Genomic DNA, 22835 nt, shown 5'->3' on the forward strand with positions numbered 1-22835 from the left:
TAGAGGCCCACGAGTTCACGCTGGAAGCGTGGGACGAGAACGATGGGAATCCTCGCGAGGCCCGACTGAACCGGTACTGCGTCACCACTGACGGCGACGGGGCCTACGCCCGTCTTCGATCACATCTGCTGACCTTCGAGGTCGAACCGATAGAGCGACTTGAAGTGTGAGTTGATCTCGCTCTGAGTGCATAGAATACCGACAGTACAGCTGGTTGTATTCTGCTCTGCTGAATTGCTTAGAACATTGTAGGAGCCAGTCATCAGGTGCGGACCAGAACGTGATTGTATCTTAGTCGCTTTTAAGGGCTTCCTCAGGGAGCAGTATCTCGGGNCATTGTAGGAGCCAGTCATCAGGTGCGGACCAGAACGTGATTGTATCTTAGTCGCTTTTAAGGGCTTCCTCAGGGAGCAGTATCTCGGGCCGTTGGCGGCAATCTGCAGCCCGCGCGAACGCTCTAATTCGATCCCACTCGTCGGGTGTGAGGTTGCTATCCATAATTGACAACTACCTGTTTAGCGTTTTAATATCTTCTGTATTTGTATGAAATAAAAGACAGTTAGGGAAAGCAACGAGGACAAACTAACCTCAGGAGAGTCCCTACGACACCCTCTTGAGACCGGCTTTAGTCCCAGACTTAACACACCGTATTTCGAGTGAAAATACCATCGCTGTCTGGTGGTTTTCTCCGGAGACAGTGATGTGTGCCAATTCTTCAGCGATTAGTCGCCCAGACTGTGAGTTTTTGCACCCCCAGTCGGGTGCGGGGCGGTCCAGTGAGAGCGTCCCGACAGTACCCATGGCATCGAAGACCACCAANCCCAGTCGGGTGCGGGGCGGTCCAGTGAGAGCGTCCCGACAGTACCCATGGCATCGAAGACCACCAACAGCGATCAGACCGGAGAACAGCAATCAGCATCCAGCGAAGCGCAGTTCCCAGACCTCACAGTCCACGCCGAGGGGACCGCAGATCGACTTCGGCGAGTGAATGAACCCGGGAAGGCCGATTGTCTCGAAACAGTCGAGGTCGAGCTAGCTGTCGAGTACGATATCGACTCCTACGACGAGTGGCGCAATCTCGTCGACCCAGACTACGCCATACACGGACGGACCGTTGAGAAGGGCACGATCATCGACGACTTGCTCGACANCGACGAGTGGCGCAATCTCGTCGACCCAGACTACGCCATACACGGACGGACCGTTGAGAAGGGCACGATCATCGACGACTTGCTCGACAGAGTTGAAGGCCACTACCGCCGGCAGTCGTCCTCTAGATATGAAGCCCCGGACTGGAATCTCACGGTGACCGGCTCGGCGACTGCGTGGCGACGACTCTTGATGGAATTTTCCCAGATGCGAGGTTCAGATTCCGACCGTGCCGACAAAGGCACCCTTCGTCTCAAACGGTTGCTCGCCGCAGACCTCGTAGACACAGGCGCAGCGCTGGCTGCCCTCGAACTCATCAACCAGTACGATCTGGACAGGGCCACGGACACGTTCATCGCAGAAGTGACGGACAGCACGGACAGCGAGTAGCCAACTCGTCCTGCCTTGGTCTCTGTCGGTTTGTGGTACCCCCAGCGTCGTGTTTAGTTAAGCGTGACAAGTGAGGCGGACGGTCTTATTATGATCTCTGCCAGAAATCGCTCGCCTTAACGGTTGTAGAGAGTGGATTGATTTGGATTATTTGTGGAACGTGAACGGACTCCCGAGTCAGTAATGTCGCTGGGTATTCAATCCCGCGTTGTGCGGCTTTCATTGTCGAATACGGTCGAATTACTTGAGGATCTGGGTGTCCAACGCAGTCAGAAAACCGTCCACAATTGGGTTCAGAAAGCCGATGTACAGCCAGACTCCGGTAATCACCGAATCAGATTTCGCTTGACGAAACAGCATCCCGATAAGAACTCGCGAACGAATTGTGGGGGTGTCGTTCGTCCTAACTTGAGATTGGAATTTCGACGCTATGTCAAAGAGAATACCAAGTATAACCGTATCAGTTATTCGTTTCGCTGTGACAGATCACTTCGACGCCATGGGATTCGAAGGCGTCGGACATCCCATCCAGATGTTTGTACCCAACAGACACCCAAATCTGGGTGTAGTCGTGTGCCGTCGCATCTTGTATTGTACGGTTCACCATCTCAATGTCCCGCCGCCCGAGTGTAGCACGAACAACGAGCCCGTGAGCCACGAACCCGGCGAACGCGAATGTGAGAGGAATAAAGTTCAGTGGGAGTAATAATAAAATTCCACCCCAGCCCAAAAGGACCGCAAGCGGCCGTTCATAATCCGATTCCTTACGGGCAAGATAGGTTAGACCGGTACCGAGTAGCAGAATTAACACGAGTGCAAGTCCAACAGCAATCGGCTGTAACCAAAGAAATCCCCCGAATACTATCCACGAAACTACGGTCCAAATTAACGAGAGTTCTGGAACGAGGTAAGAGGGGTGTGTATCGATTCGGGTTACTGGCGTGTCAGCCGCCGCAGCGAATTCTTTGATGACCTGGTTTTCTGCACCTTGTTGGTGGCCGCAGGTTAGTGCAACACGTGGGCCATAGATCATTTGCGTGACGAACACACCGACTACATAGAGTGGATTTCGAAGAGCCGTCTGTATATATCTCTTCATTCCTGGTACTTCTGATGGGAGCTCGTGGTAGAACGCGTCAATGTCGACGGAGGCGGTCAGTTTCTCAAGAGAGCGTTGTACAGCCTCATATGACCGAAAATGAGATTCACCATGCAGATGGACTGTCAGATCAGTCGACTCCGAACCCATGAAAACCGATTATTCTACTCAAAGTCAACGTTTTTGTGGATGCTTTCACCAGTCATCACTGACTTCACTCTCGTCACAGAAGATGTCCTCATCAGGATAATCAACGAGGTAACCGAGCAGGTCATGCTCAGAACCTCTTCCGTGTTGTCTGTATAAATATTGCCGCCGATCAGCGTGATGACGCCACGCAGTGGTGGACAACACGGGCGGCGAGTAGCCAACTCGTCCTGTCTTGGTCTCTGTCGGTTTGTGCTTCCCTCGGGGCTGGAGTTTAAATACGATGACGAACGCAACCAAGCGTGTGACTGACCGAAATCCTGAGTACGATCCCGCNGGTTTGTGCTTCCCTCGGGGCTGGAGTTTAAATACGATGACGAACGCAACCAAGCGTGTGACTGACCGAAATCCTGAGTACGATCCCGCTGATATCCTCGGCGCAGCGAGTTCCGACCCTGAAACGAGAGGGAACGGACGGGAACGAGTCCTCGAATCCACCAAGTATCCCGACCGTACAGAGGATGATGCTCGCACCTGTAGAACCTGCGGACAGGACATTCCACAGGATGAACGCCAGTGTCCGTTCTGTGCTCAAACCGGCGTCTCCGAGACTTCGTTCGACGATCAGGATAGCAGCCCACTTGGAGAGTGGACGTTCGGGCGGGTTGTTCTGGCGCTCGTTGAAGCGAACACTGACTTCCATGCACGAGCCCTCGGCGCTGCGGCCTTCTCCGTTTCCGACAGCATCGCGAGCGGCGAAGACGTCTCTCACGGGACCGTGAAGTGTCGAGCAGCCTTCGGAACTGAGCCAGCCGCCACTCTCACGCAAGGCTGGCCCGACCTGCCAACCGAAACCACGATCGACGAGAAACCCGGACAGGCGCTCTTGGAGATAGCCGACGAACAGACCAACTGGGACGGGGATGGGGACGACGTCCAGCCACGGATCTATCTCGAGGACGGGTCGCCGGTCACCGACCGCTCGGAGTTCCAGCAGCTCACGGATGAGTTCCGAGAGGACGATGGGACGTACTGGCTTGTTCCCGGTGTCGTGCAGCGCCATCAGGCAAGAGCCGAACCGGAGATAATCGGTATCGGGTTCCACTGTCGGCAGTGTGGCGCCGTGACGGGACACGANGTGCAGCGCCATCAGGCAAGAGCCGAACCGGAGATAATCGGTATCGGGTTCCACTGTCGGCAGTGTGGCGCCGTGACGGGACACGAATCGCACGGACTCGATGGCTTCGAGTGTCACCCACATCTTGACCGGCTGATCTGGACCTGCAGGGAGTGTGGGCAGCACCGACACGAGCCCGAACAGGAAGATGACACGGAGGACGTCACAGGCTATGAGCATCTTCCCGACGGCGTCTCACCGGAGGACATCCACGGCGACGAGCCAGACTTCCAGGAACAAGAGTTTCAGGACCAGATCAGTGCCTATCGCGAGCGGAATGGCTTCTTCCCGTGGGAGCGGTAGCTGTCGAGTCAGCCAAGTAATTGACAGTTGTTGTAAACACACAACGTACTATAGAACCGCACACTACCCTCGTTACGGCTTGATAAACGTCCCATATAGCTGACCGGCCGAAAGAAGGCGTCCGGTTTTCAGGTCAGAGTCGGAAGACACGTAGTGTCCGATATCCAAAGACAGTCCTGTTTTCCGAGTATCTTTGAGAGTGTCCCACAGAAATACACCAATCAACCTACAGTGTCCAATAATTACTCTCGGATTTCGGAGGGTGACTTACCCAGAGTTATTTTCGATCACGTATTCCCGTCCCAAGACCGGTCGACGACAGCATCAAGATTAGTCACTCGAAGGATATTCTTTTCACGTGTCTCTGGTTCATCCCCGACTTGTCGAATGAAGTGGCGAGGGTTGGTTGTAGCGAGTTCCGTTTGCGATTGCTTTTCGGTCGCAATATGATGTGCCTCGAGGCATACTATGGGGTCATCTCCTTCGCAGATAAGAAGTTCTTGCTTGACGCCAGGATATGTTGGAATTGGACGATCCCAGTACTCCACCAGTGACTCAAGACCACCATACTCCTCTGTTTCATCTTCCCACACTTCGAATTCCATCTCCTCAAGATCAGATATTACCTGAAGACGATCGATAGCCGAGAATCGAGCTTCATCGCGGAGGTTTTCGTAGTACTGGTCAAGGAATCGATACGAATTGAGTTCTTGACTGAGGAGGTTGGTTCGGATCCAATCAATCGCAGATGGGGATAGTGTCTGATTTTCTACCTCCACACTAACATCTTGCCGATGTTGAGATATTTCATCTGAAAGTGTTTCCCGGATGTCCTCGTCCTTAGTATCAAACTCCCGTTCGACTGTTGGAGTAACGTAACAGGTCTTTTTCGTGAGTAGATAGTTGATGCACTCTTTGTGATGTGTGTCTTTTTCTATCGTAGCACCAAGCAGCACCCCCGTATCTAGAACGGAAATATCAGGCATATGTAAAAAAGTATATCGGGCTAATCAGACTCGTTTGCAATACTCCGGACGGCTTCACTATAGCTCGCGGAAATACGGTCGAGACGGTCGGTATCGTCGCGTCCGTCCAGTGCGATCTGACGGTACTCCTTGAGCGTCTGTTCAAAGGCATCCTTATGACGAGGGCGTTCTAGAATCCAATCCGCTTGATCGTCAGAGGGGACATCGATGTTATGATGAATCCGAAGTTCAACGCGGCTAAACATTTCCCAGAAATCGCTAGCAAGCGCCTCCATTGCATCAAGGTCGCCGTTCTTCGCCAACTGACGAGTCACTGAATCCCATCGTCGGAAGAGGGTATACGCTTCGTCGTACTTCGAGCGGGGATACAACTCAACGAGTCGCTCCATGTGGGGTCGCACAGTCGAGATATGATCTTCAGGACTGTCATCATTAACAAAGCTCATGAGTGATGACTGCCCCTCCTCAAGGTTATCAAACACCGAACGGAATTCGTGATACCGGCGGACAAATTCGGTGGGTGCGTAGTCCTCATAGCTATCGTCAACGATCTTGTCAGTCCCGTATGTGTTCTTGTACTCTCCGGCGAGTTGACGGGCAACCTTATATATCGCAGCCTGAAGCTCATTTCTCACATCGAATACACTATCAGACAGTACTTGTCGAGTTACTTGCGTCCCCCGACTATCTCCTTGATAGATGACACCGTATGCCTCCGGTTGCCCCCAAAGTTCCATCCCAAATTGATACCATCGCATTGGGAGGTTAACCTCGTCAGCGTATCCCTCCTCCTCCAGTTCTTTGTACGCGAGGTAGCAGAGCTTGTTAAATTCTGTCTCGTAGATGATTTTGTTACCGCCCGAAGCCCGATCCATCTGCTCCAATATCTGGTGGCAGAGGTAAGCACTCGGGCCGAAATCGGACGAGTTACCCATCACTTATAATTCACCCTGTCTACTCAATAAGCTTTCTGACTCCCAGTAAACACACAACAGGGTTGTATTCAAGCTGTGTACCGTATATCACATTGGCGCTATGATTAGTACTTAGACAGGTCGAGAAGTTATTTCACATTCCCTAATGAATCAAGAACTCAGATTCACTACGGTGACTTATCCGGCAGTAGCCGATCCAAGACGACACTCGTCCCGCCCTCGGTCCGGGGCACTGTATTCTCCAGCAAGTGCTCGTCATTTTCGTCGACGTCGAGAATGCCGGGTTCGACGAGACGGGGACCATCCTCCCGTTCGGCGGTGAGAGTCAGGCACAGCTGGCCGTCGACCTTCCCACCAGCAGCTGAGATTGTACCGACTTCCTCGGGAAACGAGACGGTCGTCCAGCCATCGGGTTTCCGGACCCGNGGTCATCAGTTCTTCTTCTCTCGGCAAGCAGTATCAGCACTCTGGCTGGTATCCGAGCCATTTTGTGTCTCCCTCGGAGCCGGAGGAGAGCATGAGTACGACAGCACCTTCCTTCGAGGAGTATGACTTCGACCGCGGCGGTCGCGTCCGAGCCGACTGGAGTGACGGAGACGGCCCACTCGATGCAGTCGTCGGAACCGTTACAGAAATTTCGTGTTCCGGCGGCAACGTGATCGTCGCTGTCGAGGCTGCCGACGGCCAGTATCCCGAGCGCTCGATCTACGGCGGCACACACGATTGCGCTCCCGAGTGGGTCGAGCCACTAGAGCAATCCTAGTCTGACAGCAAGGGAACTCGCCCATATTTTGTGAGCCTCCGCCGGGTGAGAGGCGTTCCAGAGAAACCCGATCAGCCATATCCGAACAGGCAGGCGATCCAGACCAGTACCAAGATGGATCTGTCACACCCGTTGTGACCACTGGAATCGCCGTGGTCGCTTCGTTCGTGTTACGATTACTCACTACACTTCTGACAACAGGGGGTCGCTCCCGGTTGCTGCAGCTAGCAAACAGCGGCGTCGACGGCGGCAGGGCACGTACCACCGCGTCCAGTAGCGTCGATTCAGTGTCGGTTCGCGTCCTATCCGGTGAGTGTCACAGGGTTAGGGCGATGATTCCACCACAACGGGTGTGACGCCACCTGTGGCGGCCTTGTGGTCGCTGTTCTCCAACAGATCGAGACCGATGTAGCGTTTTTCGAGCAACCCTTCGGCTGTTGCCATATCCATCGCGAGGATCTCGGTCTGTGTCTGGTCCCGCCCGACCTGCCGGGTTTTTTCGACGACGTCGTCGCCGCCGATGTCGACCAGTGTCTCCCAGACGCGCTTGATCGTCTGGCGATGTGGTTCCTTCCCGAGTTCGGCGGTGAGGGCAGTCTGTATATCGCTCTTGGTCATGAAGACGCCGCTGCCGTCGGTTCGTGTCGTGGCAAACTCCGGCCAGCGCTTGGCGATGCTGATCGCCCGGTAGGTGTTCTGGCGGTTCGAGCGCTCGACGAACATCGCCTTGACCTTCGATTGGCGGCAATTCGCGAAGAAATCCAGCGGGGAGCTACTGGGTTCGATGCCCTCGGGCAGCTGCTCGGCGTCTTCCTGCTGGTCGGCGTCGGCTTCGAGTTGCTGGGCCTTGGCGATGGCACTCTTGGCGACGTCGCGGGTGGTCTCCTGTTGTGCTTCGAGATCGTCGAGGCGCTGGTCGTTCGTGGCGGCGTCACCGACAGCTGTGGTGGCAACCTCGTGGGTCTGTTCGAGGTCGGCCTCTAGTTCGGTGACGCGTTCGTGGAGGTCATCGATAGTCGCGACCAGCGTCTCAAGAACACTCGAAACGAGGGGTGACACGTCGCCGTCGAGGTCGTTGATGAGCGTCTGGAGTTCGTCGGTATCCATCTCAGCCTGTCCGATGTCCATGTCGAGGTGGTCGGCGAGGGCTTGATCGGTGGCTGTGTCGTCGTTGGGGTTTGTTTGTCGTGGCATTGTGACCACAGGACCCGTGCTCGGAATCGAACCGAGCAGTGCTGACCACAGCACGGGCTCTCGGTGACATAGCTGGCGCTCTCTAGACGCGGCGGTTGGCTCGTGGCAACCCCGCTCCGCCTAGTGGATTTGTGTCGTGGCACCGCGCCGACGACGAGCAGTCTGTATGTGCTGTCGTCGCCCGGACCAGCGTGGCGCTGGGTTCACCGGTCGCGCTCCGCTGGTGGCAGTGGTACAGTCGTGGCTGGGACCGGAGTGGGTGCTATGGTGGGTCATGTTTCGATCACTGCTCGGCGCTCGATGGCGACATCGTGGGCGTGGTCCCCGTGATGGTACTGGTCGTAGTAGTTCTCGATGGTAGTGAAGTCGGCCGTCCATTCGGTGTAATGTTCGAGATCGCCGACGTGGTAGCGGAGTCGCCACAGGCTTGCCTGTGCGGGCGCTGTATCGCTCTTGGCAGCATCGGTGTCGGCTTTGGCCATTACCGATTCCCTCCCATGAGCGAGTCACGGCCCTGTGTGGTCGGCTGGTCGCGCTGGCGGAGTTCGCCGACAGGGACACGGAACGTCATGAGGTCCTCGGCTCGGCGGATGGCCGTCGTCAGCTTCCGGCGGCGTTGGCGGTCGCCAGCCGTGGCCTCAAGACGCTGGATGGTCTCCTCGGCCAGGTCAGCCAGCAGGATGCCGGTGACCTCGTCGTCGGCCCCGTCGACGACGGTGACGAGCAACTGTGGCTCGCTGTCGAGTTCGGTCAGGACGACCACGTCGCCGACGCTGGGGGCAGTCATGCCGACACACCTCCTCGTGGCTGGGCTGCGGGCCTGAACAAGCAAGTTTTTTCAGAAACCGCCCCACGGCGGTCGAATGGGTTCCGGTTCCCGCCATCGAAGCGCCACACACGCTCTCCGATCTCCCCATCCTTCTTCCGCGACCCCGGGCCCCAGTTTTCGGGGTGCTGTGCGCTGTATTCAGAATCTATAATGGAGCGTAAATTACAATTATCGTGGCTCCTGAGTCTGAGACTGCCAGCACAAGGTTGGGCACTTTGTACTGGAATATTGTCAGAGGCACGCGATCCGGTCCGCCGTCGCGTTTGACGGTGGACTGGCTCATGGATCGAACTGTGAACGGCGATCTGACAGCAACGATTATGTAGGAGGTCTTTGATTATCACCATAGGGTACCAGTCGGTAACCATCCGCCCAGTGATACCGTGCCTCTGACAACATCGACCGACTGTGCCCTCCGTTTTGACTACTGAGGGGCGGCGCTGCGTTGGGTGCCGGGTCATTACTGTGCACCTCCAGTGACGGGTCGGGGCAGCTCACAGAGTTGTGCGAGCGTCTCGGCGTGGCGCTGGAGGAGCTGTCTGCCAGCGTCAGTCAGTGTATACACGTTGGTGCGGGCGTCGAGCTCGTCGCGGTTGACGAGGCCACTGTCGACGAGTTGGTCGAGATTCTGGTAGAGACGGCTGTGGTTGATCGGATCGGCGTAGCGCTCGTCGAGATACTCCTTGAGCGCGAGGCCATACGGATCGCCGTCGACGGCGGCGATGGCTTCCAAGAGGTCGCGCTGGAAGCCCGTCAGTTCATGGTAGGTCGTCATCGGTCGCCTCCGGTGGTATGCGTCTGGACGGGACTGGGAGGTGACTTGGTAAAAGTCTGGGACGCGCGTGACCGGAAGTGGATTTTTGACGTCCGATTTTCGTCTCTGGCCCGCTGTAGTGTGTTCGTCGGCCGCTCAGGCGATGACCGGAAGATGACCGGAAGTGAGCGGACGTACCGCCGTCTGGCGGTTTCCGAATGACCGGAAGTGCTGGTCGGTGGCGAGCGATGCGACTCTTCGTGGGTGGGCTGGGCTGCTGTCATGGGTTCAGTGCGACGCTGTGTGCGAGAGTAGGCGTCGCCTATCTCAGATTGTTATACTGGCCGTACTTAACCTTTGGTACGTGCATGAGGAAAAGCATGGCAGGGTTGATAACTGGTGCCCCAGTTTTGTGACGTGTGCCTCGCGGGCCTGATCCAGAGATAGAACCGATAGATATCCTTCATCAGTTCGTCGTGTCGCCAGAGCCTGCGTTCGTTGCGAAGGAAATCGCAGAGAGCCTTGATGTGACAAAAGAGGGCGCACGCCACCAGATGGAGAGATTGGTGGAAGAGGGACTGCTCGCGCGAAAAAAGCCAACTTCTCGTGTTGTCATCTACTGGATTACAGATGAAGGACGCCGACACTATGCTAACAATGTCGAGCCGTCGTGATCTGAGTCAGTCCACCAAATGACTGTTCTCGATGTTGGCTTCTTCCGATAAACCCGTTTTCCGTCTCGAAGGGCTTCTAATCTTCCGCGCATTCCCTCAGCAGTCATGTCGAACTTTTCAGCGATTTCTGCGGTTGTAAAGGCGGGCTCTGGTGTTTCACGCATCCACTGTACGATTTCGCTGTCTGAAACTGTCTTTTCACCCTGTGGCATCGTATCTATAGTATATTCTGCTACGTGCAAAAGTTTTTATGGTGATTGAGATATACATATAGAATAGGAGCACACGCGCCGCTGGTCGATTTCTCACGAAATCGCCCCGGTGGTAGGAACACCGAGGCGCGTGGTTCCACTCAGAACCAATGGCAACTACGCAATCCAATCTACAAGAACGTACCGCTCGTGAACTACTCACCCAAGGCCGACCGCTCTTTCTCGGTGTCGACGGCGAGGGGGCAGCGCATTACTGGGACAGCTATGAGTTTGCCGTCGCTGTTGTTTCAGTTGGTGGCGATGCCGAGAAAATAGAGCTGGCAGCGACGCCCTTCGAGACGCTTGGGCAGTGGTGCGAATATACGCGCTCGGAGCGTGGCTGGAACATTGGTCCGCATATCGGTGGGTCGCTGGTTGGTGATCTTGTCCGGGCGGTGGAAGCATGAGCGAGGTTTCGGTCGCCGACGCGAACGGCTTCGTCTACGAGCCCGTCCGTGGTCCCAAGCGGAAGATCGAGTTCGAACCGCGGTCAGATGGTGGGTTCGAGCGCATCGAGGCCGTCTGGAACGGCTGTCAGTGGCGTGTGACTGGCCGAGAGGTTGTGACGACGATGCGGCGGATTTGAGCGCTGGACTCTACATTGTTACCGTTTAAGATCAATACTTCGCCTTTGAGGATGTCCAAACTGCCTATTCGTCTTGTGAGGAGACAGTCATGTCGCTTGTACGGCATGGACAAATTTCTGTGGATCGTTGATATTGCGAGCGATGATCCGAGAGGTCCCTGTATCGCCTGCTGATTCCAGCCTGACGTGTCCAACAGAAATCAGTCGTTCAATGGGCGACTTATTCAATTCGATACCCTGAATCCGGTCTCTGGGCATCGTTCGCTCCTTCTTTTTTAATAACTGATAGCCTACGATTACCCGGCCAGAAGTAACGTAGTACTTTGTCAGCGAGTTACGCCATAGCTGGACAATCCCCACGGAGTACATCGCGATCCCCAAAAAGAATGCACCAGCTGGGTACGCAACTGGAAGTGTGGTTCTGATGAGTCCGTAAATACCGAGAATACCGATCACCATCCCTATAACTGATCGGACGGCAGCAACTCTCTGTGTTGGCTGCGTTTTGAAGCGCAACTGCTCTTCATCCAATCGGGTTGGAGTTGGAGTGGCCGAAATGGCTGTCAGTACGCCTCCAAGAACGATTCCAGCACCCAAGATTGCGGCAAGGTACCCTGAGTATGTGAGCGCGATATCCGACTTCGTTGTAAGCTGCCACCCAACAACAGCGAGGCTACTACCTGATCCGAGACTCCACCAGAGTGAGGGAGAGGCCAGCATATCACTCTTGCCCCCACACGGTATAGAGGACACCAACCGCTGAGATGAGTAAGCCGATGACAGAGAGAGTGAATGCGCTCAGGCTGCCGGTTAGTAACCCATCCTCTGGATAGAGCAAACCTCTTCCCTCAAGCGCACCTTGTTGGTTTGTATCCTGGTCCGCTGTATTAGTGCTTTCTTGATTTTCAGTGGTCTCAGTAGCAGCTGTCGTTGCGACCCGAGTCGCAGTGGGCGTACTTGTTGTCATCGGTTTTGAACTGGTTGGTTTGCTTGTCTGTGTCTCCTGGTCAGCTGAGTTAGCAGTTGACGTGATTTCAAGGATTTCTTCATCCGAGAGGGTTCCGGCGGCACTCGCAGGCACAACTGTGAGATCTTGTATCCGAATCACGGCAGTCCCTGATGAGAGATATCCTGTCCCATAGATTGCTTTTATCTCCACCAGTGGCTCTTCAACAGGACTGATCGGTAAGCGCACTGTCCCCCAAGATTCGTCAGCGGACTGCCCTGGGATATCACGTTTTGCTTCTACTGTTCGTATGCCCTGCTGGTCACCATTTCCGTTGGCGTGCCAGGCTACCCGGGCTATGAGAATATAGGTGTCTACGTCCTTATTGAACTTCGATTCATCAAACGTGTATTTCATTGAACCCCGCCTGTCATCGCTCTTCCTCTCAAGATAGCCGTTATATCTCTCTGTTGTTTCTCGCTCAAACGACGGGAATTGGCCATCGCCAGAGTCCCATTCAATTGGACGTAGTGGTGGATTGATCGATTTTTCAACGAGTGCAGTTTCATTTGCTTCAACTTGCTGGCCTGTGGCGATGCTGCTGCTACCGAGCACAGTACTTGCTCCTATCAAGATGAGGCATAACACAGCAAAAAAATAGGCCCGTCCGTTTAGCATTATATTATTGATTCTGATATTTCTCATATTTAGTACTTGTTTTCTTTACCGTGCCACAGAGTGATTAGCATCTGATTCAGTGAACTACGGACCCAAGGACGACTGCTGTTTTTCGGTGGTGACGGCGACGGAGCAGCGCATTACTTGGACAGCGATGAGTTCGCCGTTGTCACCAGCGAAGATCGCGTCGAGAAAGTCCCACTTGCCGAGACGCCATCTGAAACACTCGCAGGCTGGTGCGAATACACGCAGGACGAACGCGGCTGGGCCGTTGGCCCGCACGTCGGCGATCTCGCCCGGAGGCTGAGCGCATGAGCAAGACTGTTCGCTGCACAGTCGAGAACCGCCAGCGTGTCCGGCGTGCTACCCGGGCGCTGCGAGAGACCGTCCCGACTGTACTGGTCGAAACGACGCCGCCGGTGCGCTCGGAACACGACGCCTGAACGGTCGATGCCGTGCTTCGAGAGACTGAGGGCATCCCGCCCGAAGTGCTTCGGGAGCTCGCACTGGCTGGGCTGACGCTGCAGCCGACGCCCTCGCAGGCTGGTCACCAGCACGTCGTTGCGACGGCCTGAGCGAGACAGCGATACCTCTATCTTTTTGATGACTTGTGTGCGTATCTGACATGGGTTGCGATGGTTTCCGAGACTACTCCTGACAGCTCGCGACCCCGCGCCGGGACCTGTTAGTGGCAGGCCCCACGATGGCGCGAGTGTGTGTCTGTAAGCGACGGGTGACTGGTATGTAAACCATCTTGGACTTCCGGGGTGGTAGTTCGCTAACCAACACTCGGTGGCGACAGTGGCCCAGTGTTGGTTAGTTAGGAGTGTTGTAGAACAGTTCTCTGGGCGGCTGATCCCAAATCTATTGCTGGTGAATTGGCTGGTCAGTATGCCTACTTATATTCAGTATGGCCGTTTGCTGGCAAACCAAGCTGTGATGATACCTGCAATACCCGCAAGGAGGTACATAGCGAGAAACATCGGGGCAAGCGGGCCGGCTCCAGCAAAAATGAGATACAGGTGAATTGGAACCACTACAGCGAGTGTTCCTCCCACCGGGAGAGTGAACCGCTCTCGTTTCGTCGGGCGACTCAGAGCCTGCTCAAATGTGGCCTGTGTCGCTCCGAACACCATTGCAAGAACCCCAACAAGTATGACGAATACATTTTCAAACAGCCCCACTGGGCTTAACCACGGCATCCAGTGCGGAGGAAGGGCCACGAAAATACCCACATATGACAGTATAATGAACGCCACACCGATTGTAGTTCGCAGACCCATCTGAACTACCTTCGTATGAATCTACACTACGGGTTCCAATTTAAAACCAGTAGAACCACTTTCATAGTGTGTTCCGTCTTTCTACTGTACTGATCGTCCCGCTCGTGAACTACTTACCCAAGGCCGACCGCCCTTCCTGGGCGTCGACGGCGACGGCGCGGCGCATTACTGGGATAGCTACGAATTCGCCGTGGCTATTGTCACGGCTGATGGTGAAGCAGAGAAGGTTGTGCTGGCAGAGACGCCCTTCGAGACACTCTCGAAGTGGTGCAAATGTACTCGACGTGAGCGTGGGTTGGACATCGGCCCGCACGTCGGTGGGTCACTCGTCGGCGATCTTGTCCGTGGTGTTGAGGCGTGAGCTGCACTGTGGAAGAACGGAAGCGCGTTCGGCGTGCTGCGCGGGCGATTCAGAAGGAAGTGTCGACCGAGTCGGTGGACGTGCTTGCGCCGAGTGCGAGTCAGTACAGTGAATGGACGCTCGATGCTGTGTTGCGTGGTTCGGAGGGTGTCCCACCGGAGGTGCTGCGGGAGCTGGCGCTCGCTGGGTTGACGTTGCAGCCGACGCCGTCGCAGGCAGAGTCTCAGCACGTCGCGGCGACGGTGTAAGATAGCTGAGCGCTAGCTAACAAATGGTACACCAGCAAATTTCGCCCTTCAGGGTAGAGAAAGAGGATAACGATACATTCACAGATAGTAGCAGCCACACAAAGGGAAGAAAAATCTGGAGTTCTTGACCGGCTAAAGATGGAGGCAGAGATTAGGAGATTTGTTGCCGGAGATAGCCTAGTGCAGATGTCACAGCTTCTGGATCACCACTACGCGCTAGTTCAAATTCGTATATCGTGCCATCCACCTGGATAGCAACTGTACCTGAAGAATCCCAATCTGAGGCATATAATGCCTGAATATTGTCATATGGGAAGGTGAAAAATTCGCCAGCGGCTGAAATGAGATACAACGCTCTATTAGTGAGGACTAATGACGTGGAAGTCCGAGATAGCATCCCGCCACCCTCCAGTACTTCGCCCTGAACTAATCGGGTCAATGCGCCGCTGTTAGTCAAAAGGACAATATGATGTGGCACTTCCCCCTCAACACCCATATCGCTCTGGAATATCGCTGACGCATCCGGGAAGTACTTTTTACTTCCATCAAGTTTGTCAACCGTCACCGACTCCCCTTCAGCTTGTTCAACAAGTTTCCGCATATGGATCTTGCTTCGACTACTCTAACTAAATTATTCCGATATTAATCATATTTATAATAAGATATTCACTGTTATACACATGGAGATAATAACATAGTATATACAAGTCAATAAATGAGGAAAAATAAAATCCGGATGTAGTATGTAGATTCCATTGTTCACAGTGGGAAGCGAGCCATTAGACAATTGGCTCGATGGGGGTGACTTCATACCGGCTAACGTCCTTGATGAGGTTGTGTAGGGCCATCTCGAATTGCTATTTCGAGTGACCTGTGATTTCATTGTTAATTAAATACGAATTCCTGGGATCCGTACCGGTGGTAGTGTTGGTGGCGTTGTAGAATTCGACTGCGATATTGGGCACTATACCTTAGAAGCATACACAAGCTAAATTAATAACATATTTAGTGTACCTCAGTGTCTTATATTAAACTGGAAATATGAAACTAAATCATGGCAGAATACGAACAAACTCTGAAAATTCTCCCTGAGATTCTGGACCTCGGTGAGATCGTTATAGATAGACTGTATCAAAACATTAACCTATACTTTACCATAATTTAACGTATGGATCGTCGAGAGCTAATATCTGGACTAACAGTTGGGATAGCTTGTGGCCTTTCTGGATGCGAGTCCCTCAGTAATAGTTCAGATGAATCGGATAGAGAGATACATGAGACAGCTACGGAGACGGCCACAGAGACGGAAGACCAAACGATTAAATCCTCTTCAGAAGAAGTACCATCTTACTATATCTCGCCGATTCGAATTTTCGATGTGAGGGATAACACACTAAAACTGGCACTCACTCATTTGATTCCTCCAACTGATTCCGTCGAATACAATCTTCATCTCCAAACGGAGCCTGATACATGGTACTACGAACCTGTTATCAGTGCAACTCTCGGTCCACGGACTTACTCAGAGACAGCTAAACGATGGGTGAGCGACAAGTTTCGGCCAGTATATGGTAGCGACCAACCGGGGGAGCATCAAGATACATTAGAAGTCCCAAATATACGTGATATTAACCCGGATGAGTTTCAGACACTAGATATCCCACAACGACATAAGTCATACGGACAACCTCATCGTATCGTCACGTTCGATATTGAACAACCTCCAACGGGAAAGCCATTCACGTTCCAGTTTACAGCTGATGGTCCTGGAAGTGTTGATGGCGGGCATATAATTGGTCGAACACCTATGATGCTTCGAACGCCCACTGGTGAATATCTGTATCCTCAAATCGACAATCCTGATGGCGTGAAACCAGCGATTCCGAAGAAGTGGGCGACGGAAGAAAACCGAAGTAAACTACGAGATAGACGGCAGAACGAAGAATCTGGCACAAAAATCACTGCAACACGATACACAGCGTATCCGAAATGGAGTAATCGGTATGAGGAAATGGATGAGCGAGAATCTGAAAGATGGGATGACGGAGGAATTAATTCCCGTCCAACTGTCGGTGACCGACGAAAACCTAGTATGAATGGAGACGGGGCAGATTCTTGGATTAATAGTCCAATGCAGGTTCCGTGGACAATTGATTTTACGCTAACCTACGAAGAACAGGAGCAAAGCCGCAAAGCACGCCCCGTAGAAATAATTGATGATAGCCGATATGAACGACTAAATAGTATTCTCCGAACTCCTGAAATTCGAAATTCTCCAAGCGTTCGAAAGGTAAGCAAAGAACTTCGTCACGTCTGTGATGAAATTGTAAATACGCAAAACCCGCTGGAAGACATCCGCGTCGTTTCGGACTATATCCAGAATATGGAATATACGTCTCAAAGTGGCCCCGTTCCCAAACCATACGATACAATTCGGAGTGGTCACGGTGACTGTGCAACCAAGTCAGTACTTATGTTCTCGATTCTATCGCAACCAGAATTCGGGTACAATCCAACGTTGTTCAGCATTCCCGACGTTTTAGAGTTCACAGACCGACCTAATATTGGACACGTTGCCATAGGTGTCCCAGCGTATCGTCTCGGTCTTACAGAGGATGATATCCGCGAGACTGGACAGCGCGACCATCCTATTATTGATGGCTATCTCTATATCGAACCGACGTACCCGAATGAAATAGGCTATCAACCATTAAAAGGTTATAAACCAGTTATTCCAGATGGGATGTCGAACTTTATAGTACCAACAGTTCATGGGTCAGACTTCACACCTTGGAAACTCTGTAATGGTGATGTCGTAGACGTGACAATCGATGAATCAACGGACTATGGTGGCATTGCTCGATATAACACAGATAACCATAGTGTGCAACTAAACGTTGAATCTGCCAATTCTGAACCGCTTAGCCCTGGTACTGATGTCCGTACAGAAGTGATACTTGCACCGGGAACGTATCCCCCCGAGCGTGAGGAAGAGATTCTCATTGCAAGTGAAGAAATTAATGAGTGAAATTATTTAGATATCTCAATTCATCCGTAACAATTACTTCCGTGCTATACCCCCTAAGATTTCGATTCAGAGCCCTCTCGTCGGCCTTTAGGCTTGATACCAAACGGTCATTGACTTCAACACTATGGGTTTCGTCTCAAAACCACATCACTTTCCCTCGATCCACGGTCGATGTCCCTGTTACGTCTTTTCCCTCTGATTCTGAAGAATGGCTTCGCACCGCTTTTCAACATTTTACACCTGCTAACCAGCGTGATAATTTTCACTCATCAGGTTCCCCAGCAACGACAACACCGTAACTGCCAACCCACCCCTCTGTGTGTGTGTGACAGCTATAGAACAGTTTTTCTTCTTCTGTGAACGTGTAGGTATAGCTGGTATCATCACCAATCCCACTTGGAGCATCGCTGAGCCGGCCTCCATTCTCGTCGTGTAGGTCGTGTCGTTCACCCTCGGGCCAAACCCACTTCACGGTTTGTCCGGCATCAACCCATACAGCAGGCTTTGACATGTAACCGTAGCCAGTGCCATTGACGATTTCAACAGTCCCCTCACCGCGAGCATCAAGGAACCCACCTCCATAGGTCGGAATCTCTGGAAGGGTCTTTTTTTGTCTGTCATTCAACTGCTTCCATGGGTATGAGTTCTTACCAACATATTCTCCTTCTGCAGTCGGAATCGGAGTTGGTGTTTGAGTGGCAGCGGTTTGCGCTTCGGTCGCCGGGTCTGAGTCAGTCTGTGTGGCAGTTGGTTCTCGTGTGGTAGACGACTCCGTGTTGGGCTTAGACTGCGTTGTACTAGTTGCGGGATCTTCAGGACCGCTATCTGAACTGCAACCTGCAACGGCGGCAACTGTAATACTACACCCCAGTCGTTTGATGAGAGAACGGCGATCCATCCTGGCTATAATTCCACATACTATCTTATAATTTTTGTCTTTACGTTCATATAATGTATTTTACTTTACTATATGACAGAAAGTCATTTAATTACCCCAACAATTCAATTAAAATTGGTGACACTAGACGTTGAGGGGATTTCAGTGGGGTGTGACCCATTTTACGTCATTGAATTTTTGAGGACCACGGCTTAAACATACCCCTCTCAGATTTAAGTACACAAGGGAGGAGCACTGGGTGAGATGGATCAATAATTAGATTCCAAGTACGTCGAATACTTAGGAGAGAATGACTGGGCCAAGGTCGAAGAGCACCCCCTTCAAAGAGGGCGAGCCAACCTCTCTTATACAACGGATTAGATCACTCCACCACCAGTGACTCGCTGGTAGGCGTTAGATAAAATCCAGCAAGCCGGTGTGTCGGTGTTCGTCTCGATGTCGCCCACATACCCCACGATGGGCGAAGACGACTTTCACGAGCTACTCAGCTACTTCAGAGCGCTCGGTGAAGTCGTTGTCTTCCACGAGCCGATCAACCCGAGGGGCCAGAACTCCCAGCAATGTCTCACTGCCGCCAAGGAAGCCGGCTACGACGATGTCGTTGAAGAACTCCAGCAAATGCAAGACAGTCATCAGTGCTGGGTCGAGTACGCCCTCGAACAGTTGAACACAGTCCAGCAGGTCGCAGCGGGCTTCGACGGGCTCGAAGTCCATTCCTGGCCTGATAATGAGCTGGTCCGCTCGACAAGCGGTCAGCTCCGGTCGAAACTCACAGCAATGCAAGAGGCCGTCTCTCCGGAGTCGTTCTCCGAGCGCAGTAAGGACGCCTCGCCCGAACAGTCCGAGTTAGCCCGGGACCACGAGTCCATAGAGCATCTCATCTAACGACCAGCATGTCGTCGGGATACGCGCCATAGCCCACCCTCTGAGAACTGGTTTGTCTCGATATGCAGCACGGCTAACCAACAACTGGGGCAGTTATGGCTCTGTGTTGGTTAGCTACAATCCAGCGGACCGTTCACTCCCCAACCGCGTCTTCGATAATCTCGATTTCCTCGTCGGTCAACCCATACAGCTCGTAGACGATCTCATCAATCAAGTCGTCAGTCCGCTCAATCTTGCCTCCAACTCGTCAGCTCGCCCGACTGTCTCCATGTAACTCGCCAGTCCATCGCGAACGTCGTCGACGGTTGGCAACGTCAGCGTCCGAAGGCGATCTACCAGCGAGTTTGTCTTCGTCGCCATCTCACGGAAGCCAGCGAACAATGCTTACGGATAACCCGATTCGAGGTTCGGCCGCAATTGTCCAGTGAACCAAGGTCAAGCCACTCGGCACCGTCAGTTAGTACGCCATAGGGTGCGATAAGCACAGTAATTGTTAGACTAGATGAAAATACTGGATGAAGCAGAGTCCGTACTGATTCAGGGACAGCTTGAGGAGATGTCGTACCACGCCAGCCCTTGAGAAATAATGAGGAGCCAACTTGCACCACCCGGCCCACCCTGAATTCGGTCGGCGGACCGACGCTGTGCAGCCAGACATTCCTCAGAAAGTTCCGAGGTATCGGTTGACACAACTACCTGGCCGTCAGCAGTAACGCCACTATCGCTGAAATCAGTAGTCTCGGGACATGCTTCGGTCGGTCCTGGTATCTCACTTTCGTCACAGCTGTCTGAGCTATATGCCGACGGCTGTGCAGTCGCCGTTGCTGGAGTAAACCCAATTATGAGGATAACCGCCACCGTAATGCCAAGTAGGTCTGTTGAACGAGACACAGTATTCATGCAGCACGGAAATAAATAATCTTTCAGCATTATTTGTAAAGCTAGATATGTATCTAGCTGGACGGCAATTAATCTGGAGTCGATACAGGCTAAGGGAGGCCGAGCTATCCAGCTGTAGCAAGGATGAAAATGCCACCCGGAAGTATGCGATATACTGTAGTGGAGCGGTAGTGCGTTCATCGAACTACAAGGGCGATTCGTGACGGAGTGGGGACTGAGTCCGTAGATATGCTCGCGCCGAACGCCAGTTAGTACAATGTGTGAACGCTCGATGCTGTGTTGCGTGATGCTGAGAGTGTGCCGCCCGAGGTGTTGCGGGAGTTAACGCTGGCTGGATTGACACTGCAGCCGACGCCATCAGGAGCGAAGGTCCAGTCATGACGAAGATGAGATAGAGAGGTCAAAACCTCCTATTCGAATTAAAAGGGTCGAAGAACTCTTTCAGCTCACCGTTCAATTAGAAGTTATCGAGTCTTTCGTGGTCTGAATCCGGCAATGAGTATTCCCAGACCCGCTCAATCTCCACAGTCTCATCTGGATTATGCGGAACTGCAAATTCCACTATCGAGAACGTCTCGTTGTCGTTTGCTTTGATACCGAGCGCTTTCACCGCTGCAGGATATTCCTCTTTCCCTCGGACGGCCTGCACATTTCTGAAGATCTGATTACGGGAAAATTTCTCACCCTCTCTTTTACCCTCGCCAACGATTGCGTAGTGTTGCTCGTCAGCATCTTCAGCTATGTACAAATCATCGATTTCCACTTGCCCTGAATCACCGGAGGTCCGCAAGTGGCTCTACCAGATGATCTCGAACGTATCGCAGCTATCCTAACCCGCGAGCAGATATGTCTGAGCGACGCTGGGACATTGAAAAGAACCCATATAGATGATAGCAGATCTACCTCGCCACTCCTCAGCCGCCGCTCCTACAGTCTCGGTTTCCCCATCGGTCAATTGAACCCACCCGAGATGACCAACACGGACTACTCCTCCTCTGGGAGGAAATCAGTGAGTGTCGTTGGTTCGGGTTCTGCTTCCATTTCGTTTTCAAGTGACTGTGGATCAGGAGCGGGGAAAACCATTTCAGGCTCATCTGCCGTGACCCCATCAAGCACTGATCGCATCTCATCGAACGCGTCGCACGAACCAGTCCCAGTAACGTGACACCACCCACGAGTCCGAGTCATCGCGACAAAGGCCTGATTGCGTCGCCTGACTAGTGATTGCCCACTAGAGACATTGTCAACGTGCTCTAGCCCAGAAATATAGACCATTGCTGCTTCGTTCCCTTTCGCACGGTTGATCCGAGTAACGGTTACTTCATCGTCGACCGCGAACACGCTCGATTCACCGTCCCACACTCGGTTGAAGACGATATCATCAGCCGTGGCTTCATCGAGACGATCCGTCGGCTCATCCGCATTCTCCTGTGTTTCTCGATCCAAAAGAATGACCATGATCTGCTCTGGGTCAAGCCCGTGAGCCGTAATATCCTGTGAGATACTCTCAGCAATCAGTTCTATTTCCTCGCGTTTCGTCTCAGCAGCGGAGAAGCGGACGAATGGACGAGCCTCTTCGTGTTCGCTCAGCGGATGTGGCGAATTCTCTTCAGGGCGACGAATTCGGATATCTTCGCCTGTGCGGCGGAAGTCACCATCAACGACCTCGTATCCGAGATTTTCCCAGCCGGGCTTTGTTGTGATCGCTTGCACGGCACCCTGCTCTCGTTTCAGTCCCATTCCGAAGTAGTGGGCTGCCATAAGAACCTCTCGCGGTGAGCGGTACGCTTTCCGCATTATCTGGGACTTCTGGATACCACCCTCATATGACCCGCTCAGATCAACAAGCAACTCGCCATCATCGTTGGTCCCGAAGATATTCTCGGATCGAGGTGCCGTGAGTGAGTTCAGGCTCTGGGCCTCATCATACGCCCAGACAAGTCGTTTGGGCTCGCGAAGTGCTTCGCGACACATTTTGAAGAAATTTGGGAGGAAATCCTGTGCCTCGTCAATCAAGACCGCATCGAACATCGTGGGGACTTCTCCCGATTCGATAAGAGAGCCACAGCAGGAATCAAGCAAGTCCGGTGTTTTTTCGAATCGGCCAAACCGAGCACGAGCGTCGCCGACGTTGAGGAATTCGTGTGTTTGCGTGTTCTGTGAAAGAACATAGTACATCCCATCAAGCACTGTGTGGCCACCCCAGCCGTGGAGCAGTCGCAATTTGTTCCAGTTTGGCTCTTCCTCTGCGAAATGCCAGTAGAAGCGAGAAATAAGACTCTGGATCTGGGGATAGAGACTCTTGGTCATAAACGTGACCGCAATATCCCACTCTGGATGTTTTGCGTGCATCCGGGCTGCCTTCATCGCC

The 22835-nt window shown here is 53.0% G+C and carries 23 protein-coding genes and 6 pseudogenes; 12 read left to right on the forward strand and 17 right to left on the reverse strand.

The features are described 5' to 3' along the window. Positions 1-867: 867 nt before the first annotated feature. Both C442_RS20245 and C442_RS21285 read left to right on the forward strand, forming a co-directional pair. Positions 868-1539 carry a hypothetical protein gene (locus tag C442_RS20245; protein ID WP_008313810.1) on the forward strand — a complete coding sequence of 224 codons (672 nt, stop codon included), beginning with the start codon at positions 868-870 and terminating at the stop codon, positions 1537-1539. Positions 1540-1636: 97 nt separating this feature from the next. Continuing rightward, positions 1637-1904, forward strand: a pseudogene (locus C442_RS21285) (IS6 family transposase); the annotation flags it as partial. Between the two features lie 95 nt (positions 1905-1999). Here C442_RS21285 and C442_RS20250 read toward each other — a convergent pair. Beyond that, a complete protein-coding gene (locus C442_RS20250) occupies positions 2000-2788 on the reverse strand; it encodes a hypothetical protein (RefSeq protein ID WP_049943146.1) in 789 nt (262 codons plus the stop codon). Positions 2789-3158: 370 nt separating this feature from the next. Between C442_RS20250 and C442_RS20255 the strand changes: the two genes are divergently transcribed. Next, positions 3159-4265, forward strand: a complete 1107-nt coding sequence (locus C442_RS20255) for a hypothetical protein (RefSeq protein ID WP_008313815.1) — start codon at positions 3159-3161, stop codon at positions 4263-4265. Between the two features lie 287 nt (positions 4266-4552). Here C442_RS20255 and C442_RS20260 read toward each other — a convergent pair whose 3' ends face one another. From C442_RS20260 to C442_RS23020, 3 genes and pseudogenes are all read right to left on the reverse strand, one after another. Continuing rightward, positions 4553-5251: a hypothetical protein gene (locus C442_RS20260; protein ID WP_008313817.1), complete on the reverse strand. Its 699-nt coding sequence runs from the start codon at positions 5249-5251 to the stop codon at positions 4553-4555. 20 nt (positions 5252-5271) lie between these two features. After that, on the reverse strand, positions 5272-6186 hold the full coding sequence (locus tag C442_RS20265) for a hypothetical protein (RefSeq protein ID WP_008313819.1): 915 nt from the start codon (positions 6184-6186) through the stop codon (positions 5272-5274). A 167-nt stretch (positions 6187-6353) separates the two neighbouring features. Then, positions 6354-6611: pseudogene (locus tag C442_RS23020) on the reverse strand (hypothetical protein); the annotation flags it as partial. Between the two features lie 92 nt (positions 6612-6703). On the opposite strand from C442_RS23020, the gene C442_RS20270 reads away from it, so the two are divergent. After that, positions 6704-6949, forward strand: coding sequence for a hypothetical protein (locus tag C442_RS20270; RefSeq protein ID WP_008313821.1), 246 nt, complete (start codon positions 6704-6706; stop codon positions 6947-6949). 324 nt (positions 6950-7273) lie between these two features. Here C442_RS20270 and C442_RS20275 read toward each other — a convergent pair whose 3' ends face one another. The 5 genes from C442_RS20275 to C442_RS21720 form a co-directional block, all read right to left on the reverse strand. Continuing rightward, a complete protein-coding gene (locus C442_RS20275) occupies positions 7274-8143 on the reverse strand; it encodes a hypothetical protein (protein WP_008313823.1) in 870 nt (289 codons plus the stop codon). A 272-nt stretch (positions 8144-8415) separates the two neighbouring features. Beyond that, complete coding sequence (locus C442_RS20280; RefSeq protein WP_008313825.1) at positions 8416-8625, reverse strand: hypothetical protein; 210 nt, start codon at positions 8623-8625, stop codon at positions 8416-8418. After that, positions 8625-8930, reverse strand: a complete 306-nt coding sequence (locus tag C442_RS20285) for a hypothetical protein (RefSeq protein WP_008313826.1) — start codon at positions 8928-8930, stop codon at positions 8625-8627. Before C442_RS20285 ends, C442_RS20280 begins: the two co-directional genes overlap by 1 nt. A 502-nt stretch (positions 8931-9432) precedes the next feature. Next, positions 9433-9747 carry a PadR family transcriptional regulator gene (locus C442_RS20290; RefSeq protein WP_008313828.1) on the reverse strand — a complete coding sequence of 105 codons (315 nt, stop codon included), beginning with the start codon at positions 9745-9747 and terminating at the stop codon, positions 9433-9435. Between the two features lie 625 nt (positions 9748-10372). Then, entirely contained in the window at positions 10373-10612 is a 240-nt protein-coding gene (locus C442_RS21720; RefSeq protein ID WP_152418518.1) for a hypothetical protein, read from the reverse strand. Between the two features lie 149 nt (positions 10613-10761). Between C442_RS21720 and C442_RS20295 the strand changes: the two genes are divergently transcribed. Together C442_RS20295 and C442_RS20300 are read left to right on the forward strand one after the other, a co-directional pair. After that, a complete protein-coding gene (locus C442_RS20295; protein WP_008313830.1) occupies positions 10762-11058 on the forward strand; it encodes a hypothetical protein in 297 nt (98 codons plus the stop codon). Further along, positions 11055-11237 carry a hypothetical protein gene (locus C442_RS20300; protein WP_008313831.1) on the forward strand — a complete coding sequence of 61 codons (183 nt, stop codon included), beginning with the start codon at positions 11055-11057 and terminating at the stop codon, positions 11235-11237. The genes C442_RS20295 and C442_RS20300 overlap by 4 nt, the downstream gene beginning before the upstream one ends. Before the next feature lie 87 nt (positions 11238-11324). Here C442_RS20300 and C442_RS20305 read toward each other — a convergent pair whose 3' ends face one another. Both C442_RS20305 and C442_RS20310 read right to left on the reverse strand, forming a co-directional pair. Next, on the reverse strand, positions 11325-11768 hold the full coding sequence (locus tag C442_RS20305) for a PH domain-containing protein (RefSeq protein ID WP_161606648.1): 444 nt from the start codon (positions 11766-11768) through the stop codon (positions 11325-11327). 190 nt (positions 11769-11958) lie between these two features. Then, the gene (locus tag C442_RS20310) at positions 11959-12888 is read right to left on the reverse strand and encodes a hypothetical protein (protein ID WP_152418519.1); all 930 of its coding nucleotides are present in this window, start codon (positions 12886-12888) and stop codon (positions 11959-11961) included. Between the two features lie 54 nt (positions 12889-12942). On the opposite strand from C442_RS20310, the pseudogene C442_RS21725 reads away from it, so the two are divergent. Both C442_RS21725 and C442_RS22770 read left to right on the forward strand, forming a co-directional pair. Beyond that, a pseudogene (locus C442_RS21725) lies at positions 12943-13176 on the forward strand (hypothetical protein); the annotation flags it as partial. Next, a pseudogene (locus tag C442_RS22770) lies at positions 13173-13436 on the forward strand (hypothetical protein). The pseudogenes C442_RS21725 and C442_RS22770, both read left to right, overlap by 4 nt. Positions 13437-13766: 330 nt before the next feature. On the opposite strand, the gene C442_RS20320 reads toward C442_RS22770, so the two are convergent. Continuing rightward, positions 13767-14144: a hypothetical protein gene (locus tag C442_RS20320; protein ID WP_008313839.1), complete on the reverse strand. Its 378-nt coding sequence runs from the start codon at positions 14142-14144 to the stop codon at positions 13767-13769. 91 nt (positions 14145-14235) lie between these two features. Between C442_RS20320 and C442_RS22775 the strand changes: the two are divergent. Together C442_RS22775 and C442_RS20325 are read left to right on the forward strand one after the other, a co-directional pair. After that, a pseudogene (locus C442_RS22775) lies at positions 14236-14505 on the forward strand (hypothetical protein); the annotation flags it as partial. Beyond that, on the forward strand, positions 14502-14753 hold the full coding sequence (locus tag C442_RS20325; RefSeq protein ID WP_049943147.1) for a hypothetical protein: 252 nt from the start codon (positions 14502-14504) through the stop codon (positions 14751-14753). The pseudogene C442_RS22775 and the gene C442_RS20325, both read left to right, overlap by 4 nt. Positions 14754-14904: 151 nt before the next feature. On the opposite strand, the gene C442_RS21735 is transcribed toward C442_RS20325, so the two are convergent. Continuing rightward, positions 14905-15354, reverse strand: a complete 450-nt coding sequence (locus C442_RS21735; RefSeq protein ID WP_152418521.1) for a hypothetical protein — start codon at positions 15352-15354, stop codon at positions 14905-14907. A 567-nt stretch (positions 15355-15921) separates the two neighbouring features. Here C442_RS21735 and C442_RS21740 point away from each other — a divergent pair. Continuing rightward, positions 15922-17781, forward strand: a complete 1860-nt coding sequence (locus C442_RS21740; RefSeq protein ID WP_152418522.1) for a hypothetical protein — start codon at positions 15922-15924, stop codon at positions 17779-17781. A 262-nt stretch (positions 17782-18043) separates the two neighbouring features. On the opposite strand, the gene C442_RS21745 is transcribed toward C442_RS21740, so the two are convergent. Beyond that, positions 18044-18679, reverse strand: a complete 636-nt coding sequence (locus C442_RS21745) for a cupredoxin domain-containing protein (RefSeq protein ID WP_152418523.1) — start codon at positions 18677-18679, stop codon at positions 18044-18046. Positions 18680-19114: 435 nt separating this feature from the next. Here C442_RS21745 and C442_RS20330 point away from each other — a divergent pair, with 435 nt between their 5' ends. Beyond that, complete coding sequence (locus tag C442_RS20330) at positions 19115-19564, forward strand: radical SAM domain-containing protein (protein WP_080504361.1); 450 nt, start codon at positions 19115-19117, stop codon at positions 19562-19564. A gap of 133 nt (positions 19565-19697) precedes the next feature. Here C442_RS20330 and C442_RS23180 read toward each other — a convergent pair. The 3 genes and pseudogenes from C442_RS23180 to C442_RS20345 form a co-directional block, all read right to left on the reverse strand. Further along, positions 19698-19942: pseudogene (locus C442_RS23180) on the reverse strand (restriction endonuclease); the annotation flags it as partial. Between the two features lie 979 nt (positions 19943-20921). Beyond that, positions 20922-21227, reverse strand: coding sequence for a hypothetical protein (locus C442_RS20340; protein ID WP_008313845.1), 306 nt, complete (start codon positions 21225-21227; stop codon positions 20922-20924). 221 nt (positions 21228-21448) lie between these two features. Next, on the reverse strand, positions 21449-22835 hold a 1387-nt coding region (locus tag C442_RS20345; RefSeq protein ID WP_008313847.1), incomplete at its 5' end, for a DEAD/DEAH box helicase.

This window comes from Haloarcula amylolytica JCM 13557, assembly GCF_000336615.1.
Classification (GTDB): domain Archaea; phylum Halobacteriota; class Halobacteria; order Halobacteriales; family Haloarculaceae; genus Haloarcula; species Haloarcula amylolytica.